Source organism: Myxococcus sp. SDU36 (assembly GCF_030168875.1).
Classification (GTDB): Bacteria; Myxococcota; Myxococcia; order Myxococcales; family Myxococcaceae; genus Myxococcus; species Myxococcus vastator.
The window spans coordinates 3,398,684-3,414,022 of sequence record NZ_CP077414.1 but is presented as its reverse complement, the minus strand read 5'-3'; the positions used below and the strand labels follow the sequence as shown (position 1 = coordinate 3,414,022).

General features: G+C 70.7%; 18 protein-coding genes. All 18 read left to right on the top strand.

Annotated features, from left to right (window positions below):
• Positions 1-14 precede the first annotated feature (14 nt).
• The 18 genes from fabD to KGD87_RS13150 all read left to right on the top strand — a co-directional run bounded on the left by fabD (position 15) and on the right by KGD87_RS13150 (position 15,338).
• Entirely contained in the window at positions 15-956 is a 942-nt protein-coding gene (gene fabD, locus KGD87_RS13235) for an ACP S-malonyltransferase (protein WP_284667792.1), read from the top strand.
• Complete coding sequence (fabG, locus tag KGD87_RS13230; RefSeq protein WP_176410816.1) at positions 953-1,702, top strand: 3-oxoacyl-[acyl-carrier-protein] reductase; 750 nt, start codon at positions 953-955, stop codon at positions 1,700-1,702. The genes fabD and fabG overlap by 4 nt, the downstream gene beginning before the upstream one ends.
• A 104-nt stretch (positions 1,703-1,806) precedes the next feature.
• Positions 1,807-2,049, top strand: a complete 243-nt coding sequence (acpP, locus tag KGD87_RS13225; protein ID WP_090495523.1) for an acyl carrier protein — start codon at positions 1,807-1,809, stop codon at positions 2,047-2,049.
• 84 nt (positions 2,050-2,133) lie between these two features.
• Positions 2,134-3,387: a beta-ketoacyl-ACP synthase II gene (gene fabF / locus KGD87_RS13220; protein ID WP_176410815.1), complete on the top strand. Its 1,254-nt coding sequence runs from the start codon at positions 2,134-2,136 to the stop codon at positions 3,385-3,387.
• A gap of 20 nt (positions 3,388-3,407) precedes the next feature.
• Positions 3,408-3,851, top strand: coding sequence for a ribose 5-phosphate isomerase B (gene rpiB / locus KGD87_RS13215; protein WP_284667790.1), 444 nt, complete (start codon positions 3,408-3,410; stop codon positions 3,849-3,851).
• Positions 3,852-3,887: 36 nt separating this feature from the next.
• Entirely contained in the window at positions 3,888-5,144 is a 1,257-nt protein-coding gene (gene glyA / locus KGD87_RS13210; protein WP_284667788.1) for a serine hydroxymethyltransferase, read from the top strand.
• A 21-nt stretch (positions 5,145-5,165) separates the two neighbouring features.
• Positions 5,166-5,672 (top strand): transcriptional regulator NrdR, encoded by a 507-nt coding sequence (gene nrdR, locus KGD87_RS13205; protein WP_163782124.1) that lies wholly within the window; start codon positions 5,166-5,168, stop codon positions 5,670-5,672.
• A gap of 9 nt (positions 5,673-5,681) precedes the next feature.
• Positions 5,682-6,845 carry a bifunctional diaminohydroxyphosphoribosylaminopyrimidine deaminase/5-amino-6-(5-phosphoribosylamino)uracil reductase RibD gene (gene ribD / locus KGD87_RS13200; RefSeq protein ID WP_284667787.1) on the top strand — a complete coding sequence of 388 codons (1,164 nt, stop codon included), beginning with the start codon at positions 5,682-5,684 and terminating at the stop codon, positions 6,843-6,845.
• A 51-nt stretch (positions 6,846-6,896) separates the two neighbouring features.
• Positions 6,897-7,559: a riboflavin synthase gene (locus KGD87_RS13195; protein WP_176410814.1), complete on the top strand. Its 663-nt coding sequence runs from the start codon at positions 6,897-6,899 to the stop codon at positions 7,557-7,559.
• Positions 7,560-7,599: 40 nt separating this feature from the next.
• Positions 7,600-8,103: a 6,7-dimethyl-8-ribityllumazine synthase gene (ribH, locus tag KGD87_RS13190; protein ID WP_163786472.1), complete on the top strand. Its 504-nt coding sequence runs from the start codon at positions 7,600-7,602 to the stop codon at positions 8,101-8,103.
• A gap of 3 nt (positions 8,104-8,106) precedes the next feature.
• Complete coding sequence (nusB, locus tag KGD87_RS13185; protein ID WP_163786473.1) at positions 8,107-8,529, top strand: transcription antitermination factor NusB; 423 nt, start codon at positions 8,107-8,109, stop codon at positions 8,527-8,529.
• A 30-nt stretch (positions 8,530-8,559) separates the two neighbouring features.
• Positions 8,560-9,051 carry a M17 family peptidase N-terminal domain-containing protein gene (locus KGD87_RS13180; RefSeq protein WP_176418414.1) on the top strand — a complete coding sequence of 164 codons (492 nt, stop codon included), beginning with the start codon at positions 8,560-8,562 and terminating at the stop codon, positions 9,049-9,051.
• Between the two features lie 55 nt (positions 9,052-9,106).
• Positions 9,107-9,481, top strand: coding sequence for a response regulator (locus tag KGD87_RS13175; RefSeq protein ID WP_176410813.1), 375 nt, complete (start codon positions 9,107-9,109; stop codon positions 9,479-9,481).
• Positions 9,478-11,832, top strand: coding sequence for a chemotaxis protein CheA (locus KGD87_RS13170; RefSeq protein WP_284667786.1), 2,355 nt, complete (start codon positions 9,478-9,480; stop codon positions 11,830-11,832). The genes KGD87_RS13175 and KGD87_RS13170 overlap by 4 nt, the downstream gene beginning before the upstream one ends.
• Positions 11,833-11,875: 43 nt before the next feature.
• A complete protein-coding gene (locus KGD87_RS13165) occupies positions 11,876-12,442 on the top strand; it encodes a chemotaxis protein CheW (protein ID WP_284667785.1) in 567 nt (188 codons plus the stop codon).
• Entirely contained in the window at positions 12,439-12,963 is a 525-nt protein-coding gene (locus KGD87_RS13160) for a chemotaxis protein CheW (protein ID WP_284667784.1), read from the top strand. The genes KGD87_RS13165 and KGD87_RS13160 overlap by 4 nt, the downstream gene beginning before the upstream one ends.
• Before the next feature lie 21 nt (positions 12,964-12,984).
• Positions 12,985-13,362, top strand: coding sequence for a hypothetical protein (locus tag KGD87_RS13155; protein WP_284667782.1), 378 nt, complete (start codon positions 12,985-12,987; stop codon positions 13,360-13,362).
• A complete protein-coding gene (locus KGD87_RS13150) occupies positions 13,359-15,338 on the top strand; it encodes a HEAT repeat domain-containing protein (RefSeq protein WP_284667780.1) in 1,980 nt (659 codons plus the stop codon). The genes KGD87_RS13155 and KGD87_RS13150 overlap by 4 nt, the downstream gene beginning before the upstream one ends.
• Position 15,339 lies beyond the last annotated feature (1 nt).

Sequence of the window (15,339 nt, the reverse complement as noted above, 5' to 3'; positions counted from 1 at the left end):
GAGGCAGAGTCCGCATGTCGAAGGTCGCGTTCGTGTTCCCCGGGCAGGGCAGCCAGGCCGTGGGGATGGGCAAGGACCTGTATGAGAAGTTCCCCGAGGCCCGGGCCGTGTTCGACGCGGTCGACGCCGCCCTGGGGGAGACGCTCTCCACCCTCTGCTTCGAGGGCCCGGACGAGGCCTTGAAGCTCACGGCCAACACCCAGCCGGCCATCCTCACGGTGTCGCTGGCGGCGCACGCGGTGTTCGCGAAGCGGGGGCCGGCGCCGTCCTTCGTGGCGGGGCACTCGCTGGGCGAGTACTCGGCGCTGGTGGCGGCGGGCGCCATGGACCTGGGCGACGCGGCCCGGGCGGTTCGCGCGCGTGGCACCTTCATGCAGGAGGCGGTGCCCGCGGGCGTGGGCGCCATGGCCGCGGTGCTGGGCCTGGCTCCGGAGAAGGTGAAGGCGGCCTGCGACGCGGCGGCCGAGGGGCAGGTGGTGTCGCCGGCGAACTACAACTCGCCCGAGCAGACGGTCATCGCCGGTGACGCCGCGGCGGTGGAGCGCGCCGGGGTGAAGTGCAAGGAGGCGGGTGCCAAGCGCGTGATGCCCCTGCCCGTGTCCGCCCCCTTCCACTGCGCGCTGATGTCGCCGGTGCAGCCCCGGCTGGCGGAGGTGCTGGGCCGCATCCCGGTGTCCGCGCCGTCCGTGCCGGTGGTGACCAACGTGGAGGCCCGCCCCAACGCGGACGTGTCGCGGGTGGTGCCGCTGCTCCTGGAGCAGGTGAGCTCGCCGGTGCGCTGGATTGAGTGCGTGGAGGCGCTGAAGGCCGAAGGCGTCACCCGCATCATCGAGCTGGGGCCGGGCAAGGTGCTGGTGGGGCTGGTCAAGCGCATCACCAAGGACATCGAGCTGTTCAACGTCGAGGACTCCGCGAGCCTGGACAAGGCGCTCGCGGCACTGGGGGTGGCACCATGAGCGGCTTCAAGGACAAGGTCGTGCTCGTGACGGGTGGCTCGCGCGGCATCGGCCGGGCGTGCGCGGTGGCCTTCGCCAAGGCGGGGGCCTCCACCGTGGTCATCAGCTACGCGGGCAATGAGGCGGCGGCCCAGGAGACGGTGGCCCTGCTCCAGGCGGAGGGCGCCAAGGCGGAGGCCATCCGCTTCGACGTGTCCGACAGCGCCGCCTGCGCCAGCGCCGTGGACGGCATCGTCAAGGGCCACGGCCGGCTGGACGTGCTCGTCAACAACGCGGGCGTCGCGGTGGACGGCCTGGTGATGCGGGTGAAGGACGAGGACTGGGACAAGCAACTGGACACCAACCTCAAGGGCGCCTTCTCGCTCATCCGCGCCGTCAGCCGGCCCATGATGAAGCAGAAGGGCGGCGCCATCATCAACATCACCTCCGTGGTGGGGGAGATGGGCAACGGCGGTCAGGCGGCCTACTCGGCGTCCAAGGCGGGGCTCATCGGCCTGACGAAGTCCGTGGCCCGCGAGCTGTCCAGCCGGAACATCCGCGTCAACGCCGTGTCCCCCGGCTTCATCGGGACGGACATGACGCATCAGATCAATGACGAGATGCGCCAGAAGATGCTGGAGGGCATTCCCCTGGGGCGGCTGGGGAACCCGGAGGAGGTCGCCGGCGCCGTCGTCTTCCTGGCCGGGGACGCCGCGTCCTACATCACCGGCGAGGTCCTGAAGGTCAACGGCGGCATGTACATGTAACCCACGGTTGGATTGCCGCCGGGCGTGGGATATACCGCGCCCGCTTTCGACATGGTCCGGGAAGCCAGCCGGGCCACATCTGGTTCCTGGAGGGTTCTACACTTATGTCGACGTCAACCATTGAGGCCAAGGTCAAGTCCATCATCGCCGACCAGCTCGGTGTCGGAGAGGATGAGATCAAGCCGGAGTCCTCCTTCATCGAGGACCTGGGCGCGGACAGCCTCGACATCGTGGAGCTCGTCATGGCGATGGAAGAGGAGTTCGAGGTCGAGATTCCCGACGAAGAGGCGGAGAACATCAAGACCGTCGCCGACGCCACCAACTACATCAACACCCACAAGAAGTAGGTAGCACCACGGCGTGCCGGGGTGCGGGGCGACGCCGCGTGATGCGCGGCGTCCCCGGTGTCCCAGGCGCCACCGGAGAGGACCGTGTCACAACGTCGAGTCGTCGTCACCGGAACCGGGCTCGTTTCGGCTCTGGGAACCGGAACCGAGAAGAACTGGCAGGCGTTGATCGCCGGCACGTCGGGTATTGCCCAGGTCACGCGCTTTGACGTTGGGAAAATCGACACGCGCATCGCGGGTGAGGTGAAGGACTTCGAGCCCGAGAAGTTCATCGAGAAGCGCGAAGTGCGCCGGATGGACCTCTATGCGCAGTTCTCGCTCGCCGCCGCGCAGATGGCGGTGGAGGAGTCAGGGCTGCCCGTTGGTCCAGACAAGCCGCACGGCTACATTCCCGAGAAGGTCGGCGTCATCGTCGGCTCGGGCATCGGCGGTATCTCTTCGCTGGAAGAGCAGCACCGCAAGGGGCTGGAGAAGGGGTTCGACCGGTTGTCGCCCTTCTTCATCATCCAGATGATCATCAACATGGCGCCGGGCCTCATCTCCATGCGGTACAACTGCAAGGGGCCGAACTGGGCGCCGGTGTCCGCATGCGCCACCAGCGCCCACGCCATTGGCGAGGCCTGGAAGTCCATCCGCCTGGGTGAGACGGACGCGGTCATCGCCGGCGGCGCCGAGGCGGCCATCACCCCGCTGGGGCTGGGTGGCTTCTCGGTGATGAAGGCGCTGTCCACGCGCAATGATGATCCGGCCGGAGCCAGCCGTCCCTTCGACAAGGAGCGTGACGGCTTCGTCATGGGCGAGGGCGCGGGCATCCTGGTGCTGGAGGAGATGGAGGCCGCGAAGAAGCGCGGCGCCAACATCCTGGCGGAGGTGGTGGGGTACGGCGCCAACTCGGACGCGTACCACGTCACCCAGCCGGCGCCGGAAGGCGAGGGCGCGGCGCGCTGCATGCGGCTGGCGCTCCAGTCCGCGGGGATGAACCCGGAGGACGTGGGCTACATCAATGCCCACGGCACCTCGACGCCGTTCAACGACGCGAACGAGACGAAGGCCATCAAGGCGGTCTTCGGTGACCACGCGCGCAAGGTCGCCGTGTCGTCGACCAAGTCGATGACGGGCCACATGCTCGGCGCGGCGGGGGGCTTCGAGGCCGTGGTCAGCGCGCTGGCGCTGACGCGCAACCTCCTGCCGCCCACCATCAACCAGACGTCGCCCGATCCGGACTGCGACCTGGACTACGTGCCCAACCAGGCGCGTGAGGCCCGGGTGGACGCGGTGATGAGCAACTCGTTTGGCTTCGGCGGCACCAACGCCGTGCTGGTGTTCAAGCGCTTCTAGCCGTCCCAGGAGAACCCCGCGTGAAAGTCATCCTCGCTTCAGACCACGCGGGCCTGGAGCTCCGGCAGGAGCTGGTGTCGGCGCTCACCGCGCGGGGCGTGGCCCACGAAGACGTGGGTCCCGTCACGCGGGACTCGGTGGATTATCCGGACTTCGCCGCGCGGGTGTCCCGCGCCGTGGCGTCCGGGCAGGCCACCCTGGGCGTGCTGGTGTGTGGCACCGGCATTGGCATGAGCATCGTCGCCAACAAGCACCCGGGCATCCGGGCGGCCCTGTGCACCACGGAGTTCGAGGCCCGTATGGCCCGGGCCCACAATGACGCCAACGTGCTGTGCCTGGGCCAGCGCGTGGTGGGGGCCGGCGTGGGCCGCGCCATCCTGGAGGCGTTCCTCAGCACTGCTTTCGAAGGCGGCCGCCACGAGCGGCGCGTCCAGATGATTCGCGAGGCCGAGTCCCAGGGCTAGCGGCCCCGCCGTACCCGTCGTTCGAGGGAATCCGCCATGGAGAACATCCGTACGCTGGCCGAAGTGGACCCGGAGATTGCCCGCGTCCTCCGCGAGGAGACCCAGCGCCAGGAGGAGGGGCTGGAGCTCATCGCCTCGGAGAACTTCGTCTCTCCGGCGGTGATGGAGGCGGTGGGCTCGGTGCTCACCAACAAGTACGCGGAGGGCTACCCCGGCAAGCGCTACTACGGCGGCTGCGAGGTGGTGGACGTCGCGGAGGGCCTGGCCATCGCCCGCGCCCGGGACTTGTTCGGCGCGGACGCGGTCAACGTGCAGGCGCACTCCGGCAGCCAGGCCAACATGGGCGCCTTCATGGCGCTGATGAAGCCGGGCGACACCATGCTGTCGCTGGACCTCAACTCCGGCGGCCACCTCACCCACGGCGCCACGTTCAACTTCTCCGGCAAGCTCTACAAGGTCGTCCACTACGGCCTGACGCGTGACACGGAGACCATCGACTTCGCGCAGGTGGAGTCGCTGGCCCGGGAGCACAAGCCGAAGGTCCTCGTCGTGGGCGCCAGCGCGTACCCGCGCACGCTGGACTTCGCGAGGTTCCGCGAGATTGCCGACGCGGTGGGCGCGGCCATGCTGGTGGACATGGCGCACATCGCCGGCCTGGTGGCCGCGGGCGTGCATCCCTCGCCGGTGCCGGTGGCGGACATCGTCACCAGCACCACGCACAAGACGCTGCGCGGCCCGCGCGGCGGCCTGGTGCTGAGCCGCGAGCAATACGCCAAGAGCATCAACAGCCAGATCTTCCCCGGCATCCAGGGCGGCCCGCTGATGCACGTCATCGCTGGCAAGGCGGTGGCCTTCAAGGAGGCCCTGTCGCCGGAGTTCAAGGCGTACCAGCAGCAGACGGTCGCCAACGCGAAGGCGCTGGCGGAGGCGCTCCAGCGCGCGGGCCTGCGGCTGACGTCCGGCGGCACGGACAACCACCTGATGCTGGTGGACCTGCGCCCCAAGCAGCTCACGGGCAAGGTGGCCGAAGAGGTGCTCGGCAAGGCCGGCATCACCGTGAACAAGAACATGATTCCGTTCGACCCGGAGAAGCCGATGACCACCTCCGGCGTCCGGGTGGGCACGCCGGCCATCACCACGCGCGGCATGCGCGAGGCGGAGATGGCGGTGGTGGGGCGGCTCATCGGCGAGGCGCTGGACGCCGCGCGGGACGACGCCGCGCTGGCCCGCATCAAGGGGCAGGTGAAGGAGCTCGCGCAGGGCTTCCCGCTCTACGCCTCGCGGTTGAAGTAGACTGGCGGGCCGTCCCCTTCCATGCGCTGCCCCTTCTGTCAGGACGCCGAGAACAAGGTCATCGACTCCCGCGAGTCACACGAGGGCTCCGTCATCCGGCGGCGCCGCGAGTGCCTGGCCTGCAAGCGCCGCTTCACCACGTATGAGCGGGTGGAGGAGCTCTACCCGCTCATCGTGAAGAAGGACGGGCGGCGCGAGGCGTTCGACCGGGAGAAGATCGTCAACGGGCTGAAGAAGGCCTGTGAGAAGCGGCCCGTGTCCGCGGATCAGCTCGAGGAGACGGTGGTCGCCATCGAGCGGCAGCTTCAGGGCATGGGCGAGAAGGAAGTGCCTTCGTCCGTCATCGGCGAGGAGATCATGCGCCGGCTGCGGCAGCTGGACGAGGTGGCCTATGTCCGCTTCGCGTCCGTGTACCGCAGCTTCCGTGACATCGCGGAGTTCATGGACGAGCTGAAGGCCCTGCGCGAGGCCGAGGCGCTCGAGCAGCGCCAGGCGCCGCCCACGGCACCGGTGGACAAGGGCGGTTAGAGAAAGCACATGCGGCTGCTGACACGGGCAAGGTTGGAAGCGACACGGGCGCCCCGGGCGAAGCGCGCGGCGGACTTCGACCAGGCGGTGGCTGAGTTCTTCATGCGCATCGCGCTGGAGGAAGCCGCCAAGGGCCTGGGCCGCACCAGCCCCAACCCCGTCGTGGGCGCGGTGCTGGTGAAGGGCGGGCGCATCATCGCCCGCGGCTACCACAAGAAGGCGGGCACCGCGCACGCGGAGGTCGTGGCGCTGGAGGCCGCCGGCGCGCGCGCGAAGGGCGCGGACCTCTACACCACGCTGGAGCCGTGCGACCACTACGGGCGCACCCCGCCGTGCAGCATGGCCATCATCGAGGCGGGCGTCCGGCGCGTCATCTGCGCGTCGGCGGACCCCAACCCGAAGGTGAGCGGCAAGGGCGTGACGCGGATGCGGCGCGCGGGCCTGAAGGTCCTCACGGGCGTGCTCGCGGAGGAGGCGGACCGCCTCAACCGGCCCTTCTTCAAGATGATTCGCACCGGCCTGCCCTGGGTGACGCTCAAGGCGGCGGTGACGCTGGACGGAAAGCTGGCCACCGCCACCGGTGACTCGCGCTGGGTGACGGGGGCGCCGGCGCGCGCCTGGGTCCACCGGCTGCGTGACTCGGTGGACGTCATCCTGGTGGGCGCCAACACCGTCCGGAAGGACGACCCGAAGCTGACCACGCGGCTGCCCGGAGGCGGCGGGAAGGACCCGCTGCGCGTGGTGGTGGACAGCCATCTGCGCCTGTCCCCGGGCTACACCGTCTTCACGCAGCGCAGCCCGGCGCGCACCGTGGTGGCCACGCTGGAGGACCCGGAGGGCCGCAAGGCGCGGCGCTTCCTGGCCCAGGGCGTGGACGTCTGGCAGCTGCGCCAGAAGGTGGGGCAGGTGGACCTCAAGGCCCTGCTGCGGCGGCTGGCGAAGGGGGGCCACAACCACGTCATGGTGGAGGGCGGCGCGGAGATGTACGGCTCCTTCCTGCGCGGGCACCTGGCGGACTCGCTGTCGCTGTTCCTGGCGCCCAAGCTGATTGGCAGCCCGGGCCTGTCCTGGGCCGGCGACCTGGGCGTGAAGGAGATGGCCCAGGCCCTGGCGGTGAAGGACCTCACCTTCGAACGCCACGGTGACGACATCCTGCTCCAGGCGCTGCTGTAGGACACGCGCGGCCGTGGGCGCGGGCGGGGCGGGTCCGTTATAAGCGGCCCCATGTTTACCGGCCTCATTCAGGACCTCGGCAGGGTGGAGCGCGTCATCCCCGGCGGGATGACCGACCTGTGGATTCACACCTCGTTGGGCGCGGCGGCCTTCGAGCTGGGCGAGTCGATTGCCGTCAACGGCGCCTGCCTCACGGTGGTGGAGCGCACGGGTGACAGCTTCCGCGTGCAGGCCGCGCCGGAGACGCTGCGGCGGACGACGCTCGGCGCCGTGAAGCCGGGGGACGGGGTGAACCTGGAGCGGGCCCTGGCGCTGGGGGACCGGCTGGGCGGGCACCTGGTCTCTGGCCACGTGGACGCCGTCAGTGAGGTGCTGGAGACGTACCCGGAGGGTGGCTCCTGGGTGATGGGGTTCCGGCTGCCGGAGGCGCTGGCGCCGTACTTCATCGAAAAGGGCTCGGTGGCCATCGACGGCATCAGCCTCACCGTCAACACGCTGGAGGCGGACCGGTTCCGGGTGCAGCTCATCCCGGAGACGCAGGAGCGCACCACCTTGAAGGCGCGAGGCGTGGGGGCGAAGGTGAACCTGGAGGCGGACCAGATAGGGAAGTACGTGGCGCGGCTGTTCGCGCTCCAGCGGGGCCCGGGGGCCCCCGGGGGCGGAGGCGGGCTGACGGCGGCGGCCATCGCGGCCGCGGGGTTTGGCACGCCGTAGCAGGCGACGCCGGGCCCCGGGGTGGTGTAGGAAGCGCGGCATGCCTCGCTACTTCGACGGTGACTTTCTACCCCCCAAGGGCCGCTTCGCCATCTGCGTGGCCCGCTTCAACGGCTTCATCACCGAGGAGCTGGCCAAGGGCGCCGTGGACACGCTGGTGCGCCACGGCGTGGCGGACGCGGACATCGACGTGTACCGCTGCCCCGGAACGTATGAGCTGCCCGGGCTGGTCCGGCGCGTGACGGAGACGCGGCAGTACGTGGGCGTCATCACCCTGGGCGCCGTCATCCGGGGCGGGACGCCGCACTTCGACTACGTGGCCGGCGAGTGCGCCAAGGGCATTGGCGCGGTGGCCTTCGAGGCCGCCGCGGCCACACCGGCGACGACGGTGACCTTCGGCGTGCTGACGACGGACACGGTGGAGCAGGCCATCGACCGGGCGGGCGTGAAGGCGGGGAACAAGGGAGCGGAGGCCACGCTGGCCTGCATCGAAATGGTCAATCTGTACGCGAAGCTGTCGGCGACGGACGGAAGGAAGGCGTAGGCCATGGGCGCGCGAAGAACGGGACGTGAGCGTGCGCTGCAGGCGCTCTACCAGTTGGAGATGGCCACGGCGACGACGGCGGAGGCGCTGGAGTCGGCCTGGTCGGCCGCCGAGGAGAGCGACAAACGGGACCCGGACGCGGTGAAGTTCGCCCGGGAGCTGGTGGAGGGTGTGCAGTCCCACCGGGATGAAATCGACCAGCTCATCGAACGGCACAGCCACAACTGGCGCCTGGACCGCATGTCGCGCATTGACCGGAACGTGCTGCGCCTGGGCATCTTCGAGCTGAAGTACCGCCCGGACATCCCCCGCAAGGTGTCCATCAACGAGGCGGTGGAGCTGGGCAAGAACTTCGGCAACGAAGAATCGAGCGCGTTCGTCAACGGGCTCCTGGACCGCGTCGCGGTCGCCTTGAACAAGCCGTGATTCGCTGACGCCAGCCGCGAGGGACGCGCCGTGAGCCAGACGACGACGCACGATATCGGATTGGAGGGCCTGGACTCGCTCGGCGGGGTGGACGCGCTCTGCCTCTTCATCGCCGAGGATGACCGGCCCCTGCCGTCCTCCGCGGGCTTCGTGGACTGGCGGCTGTGTGGCTCGCTCTCGCGGGTGCTCAAGGCCGGCTTCTTCACGGGCGCGAAGGATGACTGGCTGCTGCTGCCCTCGGACGGGAAGCTGGCGGTGCCCCGCATCTTCGTCGTGGGGCTGGGCGCGCGTCAGCGGCTGGACGCGGGCTCGCTGAACGACGCGCTCGCGGAAGCGGGCCGGGTGCTGTCCAAGGCCCGAGTGGAGTCCGTGGCGCTGGAGGTGCCCGCCGGGGGCCAGGTGGAGGACGCCGCGCGGGCGGAGGCTTTCCAGAAGGGCTTCTTGCCCGCGTTCAAGGGCGGACGGGTGGCCGTCCTGGCGGACAAGGGACTCGTCAAGTCGCTGCCTGCACGCAAGGGCTGACGCTCGGCGGGCGGGCGGGCCTTCTGCTAGCATGCCTCGCCCGGGGCGAGCGCACATGCGTGTCAAGGTCTTGATTGTCGAGGACTCGAAAGCATCGCGCGAGTACATCGCCGCGATGGTCGAGGCCGTGGAGGGCGTCGAGGTGGTGGTGACCTCGAGCGGCTTCGAGGCCCTGAAGCTGCTGCCGCGTCACCGCTTCGAGCTCATCATCACCGACATCAACATGCCCGACATCAACGGGCTGGAGCTCATCAACTTCGTCAAGAAGAACCCCAACTACCGCGACGTGCCGCTCTTCATCATCACCACGGAGGGGCGAGAGCAGGACCGCGAGCGCGGGCTCGCGTTGGGCGCCGTGGAGTACCTGGTCAAGCCCTTCATCCCCGGGAGCCTCGAAGCGCTCCTGCGGCGCTACCTGAAGCTGCCGTGAGTCCGGGAAGCAAGGCGCTGGCGGAGTTCGTCGCCGAGGCGACCGAGATTCTCGACGCCCTGGCCAGGGATTTGCTCGTGCTCGACGAGCGCCGGGGCCACGAGGCGGATCCGGACCTGGTCAACGGCATCTTCCGCGCGGCGCACTCGCTCAAGGGGTTGTCCGGGCTGTTCGGCCAGGAGCGCATCTCCCGGCTGGCGCATGGGACGGAGGACCTGCTGGACCGGTTGCGGCTGGGGAAGCTGCTGCTGGACGGCGCCGTCCTGGATGCGCTGATTGAAGTCCTGGATGCGTTCCAGGCGCTGTTGGGCGAGGCCGCGCACGGCACGGAGAGCGAAGGCCTGTCCGCCCGTGTGGAGACGATGGCCGCGCGGATGGCGTCGATGGGCGCTCCGGCGGAGGTCGCGGAGGACGACCCGCTGGACCGGTTGGAGCTGGAGGCGCAGGTCCGCTCCGTCTTCACGGAGTACGAGGAGCACCGGCTGCGGGAGAACGTGCGGCGGGGCGTGGCGCTGTGGCGCGTGCGGGCCGCCTTTGATTTGTCCGACTTCGACAAGGGACTGGCGGAGCTCAACGCGAGGCTCAAGCCCCTGGGCGAGGTCATCAGCACGCTGCCGTCCGCGCAGCCGGGTGGCGCGCATGGCATCGCGTTCGACCTGATTTTCGGTGCGCAGGTGGACCCTGCGTCCCTGGAGACGGGGTTGAAGGGGACGCCCGCGGAGCTGTCCGCGCTGACGGTGCGACCGGCCGCGGCGGCTGCGACGAGCGCGCTGCTTCAGGCCGCGCAGCCCGTCGCGGCGGGGCGCTCGACGTCGCCCAAAAGCGGCGGCAAGAAGAAGAAGGGGGTGCGCGCAACGCCCGCCGCGCTGCCTCCCGAGGCGCAGCAGCCGCTGCTTCCGCAAGGGGCGGAAGACAGGGAGTCCGGGCCCCTGGAGTGGCCCACGTCGGACGCCGACCTGCCCGCCGATGCTGGCGGCGCGCCTTCACCGCCTCACGTGCCTGGGCCCTCCAGCGTGCCGGTCGTCGCCTACCTCCAGGGCGCCGCCAAGGCCACACCCAAGGGGCTCTCGGTGGCCCCAGCGCTACCGGCCGGGGCTCCCGTGGGTCCCCAGGCGACGCTGACGGCGGACACGTCGCTGCGCTCCCTGACGCAGACGGTGCGCGTGGACATCGGGCGCCTGGATGGCCTCATCAACATGGTGGGCGAGCTCTTGCTCATCAAGGCCAACCTCCAGCGGCTCGCGGAGTCCGCGAGGCAGGACGGCGCGGTGGCGCTCTCCAAGCTGTTCGGCCAGGAGCTGGCGCGCGAGACGCGAGGCCTGGAGCGCAAGCTGGAGGCCCTCCAGGAAGGGCTCCTCGAAGCGCGGATGGTCCCCGTCGGCCAGGTGTTCGACAAGCTGGCACGGCTGGTGCGCCGCATCACCCGCGAGGCGGGGAAGGAAATCGAGCTCGCCATCAGCGGCGGCGAGGTGGAGCTGGACAAGCTCATCGTCGAGGAGCTCAGCGACCCGCTGATGCACCTCATCCGCAACGCCATCGACCACGGCGTCGAGTCCCCCGACGCCCGTCTGGCCGCTGGCAAGCCCCGCCGCGCGGTGGTGGGCCTGCGCGCCGAGCAGAAGGGCAACCACGTCGTCATCGAGGTGAGTGACGACGGCGCCGGCATCGACGAGGTGCGCGTGCGTGAGGTGGCCATCACGCGAGGCGTCATCACCTTCTCGCAGGCCCAGGAGCTGAGCCGGCGGGAGCTGCTCAACCTCATCTTCCAGCCCGGCTTCTCCACCGCCCGCAGCGTGTCCGAGCTCTCCGGCCGGGGCGTCGGCCTGGACGTGGTGAAGAACAACCTGGGGAACCTGTCGGGCATCATCGACGTGTGGAGCGAGCGCGGAAGGGGCACCGCCTTCCACCTCACGCTCCCCGTCACGCTGGCCATCATCCGCGCGCTGCTGGTGGGCGTCAGTGGCCGCACCTACGCGGTGCCGCTCAACAGCGTGCTGGAAATCATCTCCGTCCAGCCCAGGGACATCCGCACCGTGGAGCGGCGCGAGGTCCTGGACCTGCGCGGCCAGACGCTGCCCTTCGTGCGGCTGGCGCGCATGTTCGCCCTGCCGGAGCGTCCGGTGAGCCGCCACTTCGTGGTGGTGGTGGGCCTGGCCCAGGAGCGCCTGGGAATCGCCGTGGACGAGCTGCACGGCCAGCAGGACATCGTCACCAAGCCCCTGGGGGGCCGGCTCCAGTCCGTCCGGGGCATCTCCGGCGCCACCGACCTGGGCAACCGGCGCACCGTCCTGGTGCTGGACGTGGCGGCGCTCATGGAAGAGGGCATGGCCGTGGAGCGGCGTCGCGCCTGACCCTCGCTGCGGACAGGCGCGCCGGCTGCTATCCTTCGTCGCTGTGTCCCGGTTCTCGGAGCTGCTCGACGACTTCTTCTACCGTCCTGACGAGGACGTCTCCGGGCTCCAGGATTTCGCGGCGGGCAGCGACGGCGTATTGCCCTTGGTTCCGGAGGAGGTGCCCGAGGAGTACCTGGCCTTCCGCCTGGAAGGGGAGTGCTACGCGGTCCCCATCCGAGGGGTGCGTGAAATCTCCAAGGTTCCGCCGCTGACGGAGATTCCCCGGGCCGAGCCCCAGCTCCTGGGCGTGATGAACCTGCGCGGCGAGCTGCTGCCCGTGTACGACGTCAAGATGCGGCTTCGGCTGGCGGAACGGGCGCCCCTGGTCGCCGGTCCCGACGCGCCTGCTCCGCCCCGGAGCGCTCGCATCCTCGTGCTGCGCACGGAAACGGGGCCCGCGGGAGTGTGGGTGGATGGCGTGGTGGGCGTGGTGAAGCTCAAGCCGTCCATGCTGGAGGCCCCGCCGCCGGGGATGCGCTCGGGTGACAGGGATTGCGTGGTGGGCATGGGCCGGCGAGGCCCCATGCTCTACATCCTCTTGGACGCCGAACAGGCGCTCGCCCCATGAAGGACTCCGTCAACCTGCTGCCGCGGCGTCCTCACGCGCTCCCGGATGAAGCGGCCTCGGCCGCGGACACGGTGGTGCAGCTCTGTGCCTTCTTCATCGGCGCGGAGGAGTACGTGTTGGACATCATGCGGGTGGAGGAAATCCTCCCGCTCCAGCGCATCACCTCCATCCCGCACGCCCCGGCGTTCGTGGAGGGCGTGCTCCACCTGCGTGGCCTCATCCTTCCCGTGGTGGACCTGCGGAACAGGCTCATGGGGGCACCGGGCCTCCAGACGCCGAAGACGCGGCTCCTGGTCTGCAAGCTGGGCACGCGGCGCATGGCGGTGAAGGTGGACCGGGTGGCGGAGGTGCTGCGCGTGCGGCGCGGCGACATCAAGCCCGCGCCCGCGTTGGTGGTGGCCGGACACACGCCCTTCGTCGTTGGCGTCTGCGGGCCACCAGACCGGCTCCGGCTGCTGCTGGACCTCAAGGCCTTGCTGCGCGTGGAGTTGGAGCGCGAGTCTTCAAGGAACACGACGTAGGCACACACATGGGGGATTGCAGTGGGCCATCAAGGACTGGAGCAGCACCGGAGAATCCTCGGCATCCTCTTCATCGCCATCAACGGGCTGTCGGTGCTCGTCGCCGTGGGCGTGATGCTGTTCCTCGGGGTGATGGGCGGGCTGTTGCCAGGCGCGAAGCCCGAGGAGCGGGCGCTGATTGTCGCAGTGGGCATGGGCGTGGGCGGGTGCCTCGCGCTGCTGGGGCTGCCAGGTGTCATCACCGGCTTCGGGTTGCTGAACCGCAAGGCCTGGTCGAGGACGCTGACCCTGGTGCTGGGCATCCTCGCCATTCCCAACGTTCCGCTGGGCACGGCGCTGGGGGCCTACGCCCTCTGGTTCTATCTCCAGCCAGGCTCTGACCAGGTCTTCGACACATGAGCCCCCACGCCGAGCCCCCGGTCGCCGAAGAGGCGCGCTACCTCGCGCTCCAGTCGCTGGACCCGTGCGCGGCGGGCGTTCTGGAGGTTCTCGTCGTCGGCTTGCATGACGAGAGCTGGCGCGTGCGCCATGTCGCGGCGGAGGCGCTCAAGCGGATGCCCGCCTCCAGCGAGCTCGCGGCCCGGCTCATCTCCGTGCTGGGGGAGCGAGGGGAGACGGGGGCTCGGAACGCGGCGGCGGAGGCGCTCGCGGGGCTGGGCGGCGCCGCGTTGGGCCCGTTGGTGGGCCTGCTGGCCCATCCAGACCCGGACCAGCGCAAGTTCGCCGCGGACATCCTTGGACAGCTGGGGCATCGCGAGGCGGAGCTCCCCCTGGTGCGGTCGCTCTCGGACGCGGACCTCAACGTGCGCGTGTCCGCGGCGGAGGCCCTGGGGCGCATCGGCGGCGCGCAGGCCGTCACCGCGCTGGAGTCGCTGCTGGCGGAGCCGGAGCCGCTGCTTCGCCTGTCCGCCCTGGAAGGGCTGACGCTCCTTCAACACGCGGCGCCCCTGCCGGTGGTGAAGTCCTTGCTGGCGGACCCTCGGCTGCAGCGGAGCGCCTACCGGATGCTGGGCCTCATTCCGGAGGCGGACGCCACGGTGCGCATCTGCCTGGGCCTCACGTCGGAGCCGCGCTCGGTGCGAGAGGCGGCGCTGTCCGCGCTGGGGACCCAGGCCGCGCGAGTCGACGGTGCGCGGCGCGGGGACCTCGAAGCGGTGGTTCGTGAAGCGCTCTTGTCCCTGCCCGGCGTGACGCAGCGACTGGCGGAGGCGCTGGCGTCCGAGGACGTCCTGGTGCGCGCGGGCTCGCTGGTGGCGGTGGCCTCGCTGGGTGATGCGTCGCTGGCCGTGCCCGTGGCGGAGTGCGCGCGCGAGGCGCGGCTCCTGCGGGAGGTGCTGCACACGCTGGGCAGGCTGGGGCCGGATGGCGGGCGCACCTTGCTTCAGTGCCTGCAGGACCTGTCTCTACCGGGGCGGGCCGCCGCGGTCGAAGCGCTGGTGGACCTGGTCGACGCCTCGGCGGTGGCGCCGCTGTGCGCGTTGCTGGAGTGGGTGGAGGACGAGCTCCGCGCGGTGGTGGTGCGTGCCTTGGGGCGCACGGGCGCGGCCTTGGCGGTGCCGCCGCTCGTCGCCCTCCTGGAAGAGCCGTCCCTCGCGGGAGCGGCGACGCGCTCCCTGGCGGGGCTGGCGGAGTCGTGTCGGCCGGCGGTGCTGGCGGCGTTGGAGGACGCGGTGGCGCGCAGGGCCACGCCCGCGGCGGTCGCCGCCCTGGCCCGCGTGGGCGGCGTGCCGGCCCTGCCCACGTTGAAGCGGCTGGCGCGGGACGAAGAGCCTCGATGGCGCGCGGCGGCGGTGGTGGCGGCGTGTGAGCTGGAGGGTGACGTCGGCCGGGAGTGGGTGCGCGCGGCGCTCGCGGATGAGTCCGTGCCGGTGCGCATCGCGGGTACGCGGGCCCTGGCGCGGCTGGGCGGGCTGGACGTGGGCGCGCTGCTTTCACCGGTGCTGAGGGACGAGGACCCCTCCGTGCGGGTGGCCGCGGTGGAGGCGGCGGGGGACTGCGGTGCGTTGGACCGGGTGCCGGACCTGGTGGCGCTGACGCGGGACGCGGACGGCGCGTTGGCGGTGGCCGCGGTGCGGGCCCTGGCGCGGCTGGGCGCGGCGGGCCCAGGGGTGCTGCGGGAGGCCGCGGGCCATCCGGACGTGGAGGTGGTGAAGGCGGCGCTGGATGCGGGGGCGGAGTCGTCGGCCGGGGTGACGCTGGCCCTGTCCCTGCTGCGTCATGCGCGCTGGGACGTCCGCGCGGCGGCCGCGCGGGTGCTGGGAGAGTCGGCGGGGCCAGAGTGTCTGTCCGCCGCCCGGGAGGCGCTGGAGGCGGAGTCGGACGCCCTGGCGCTGCGAGCCCTCACCGACGCCGTGGAGCGCCTGCTCCGGCGCTGAG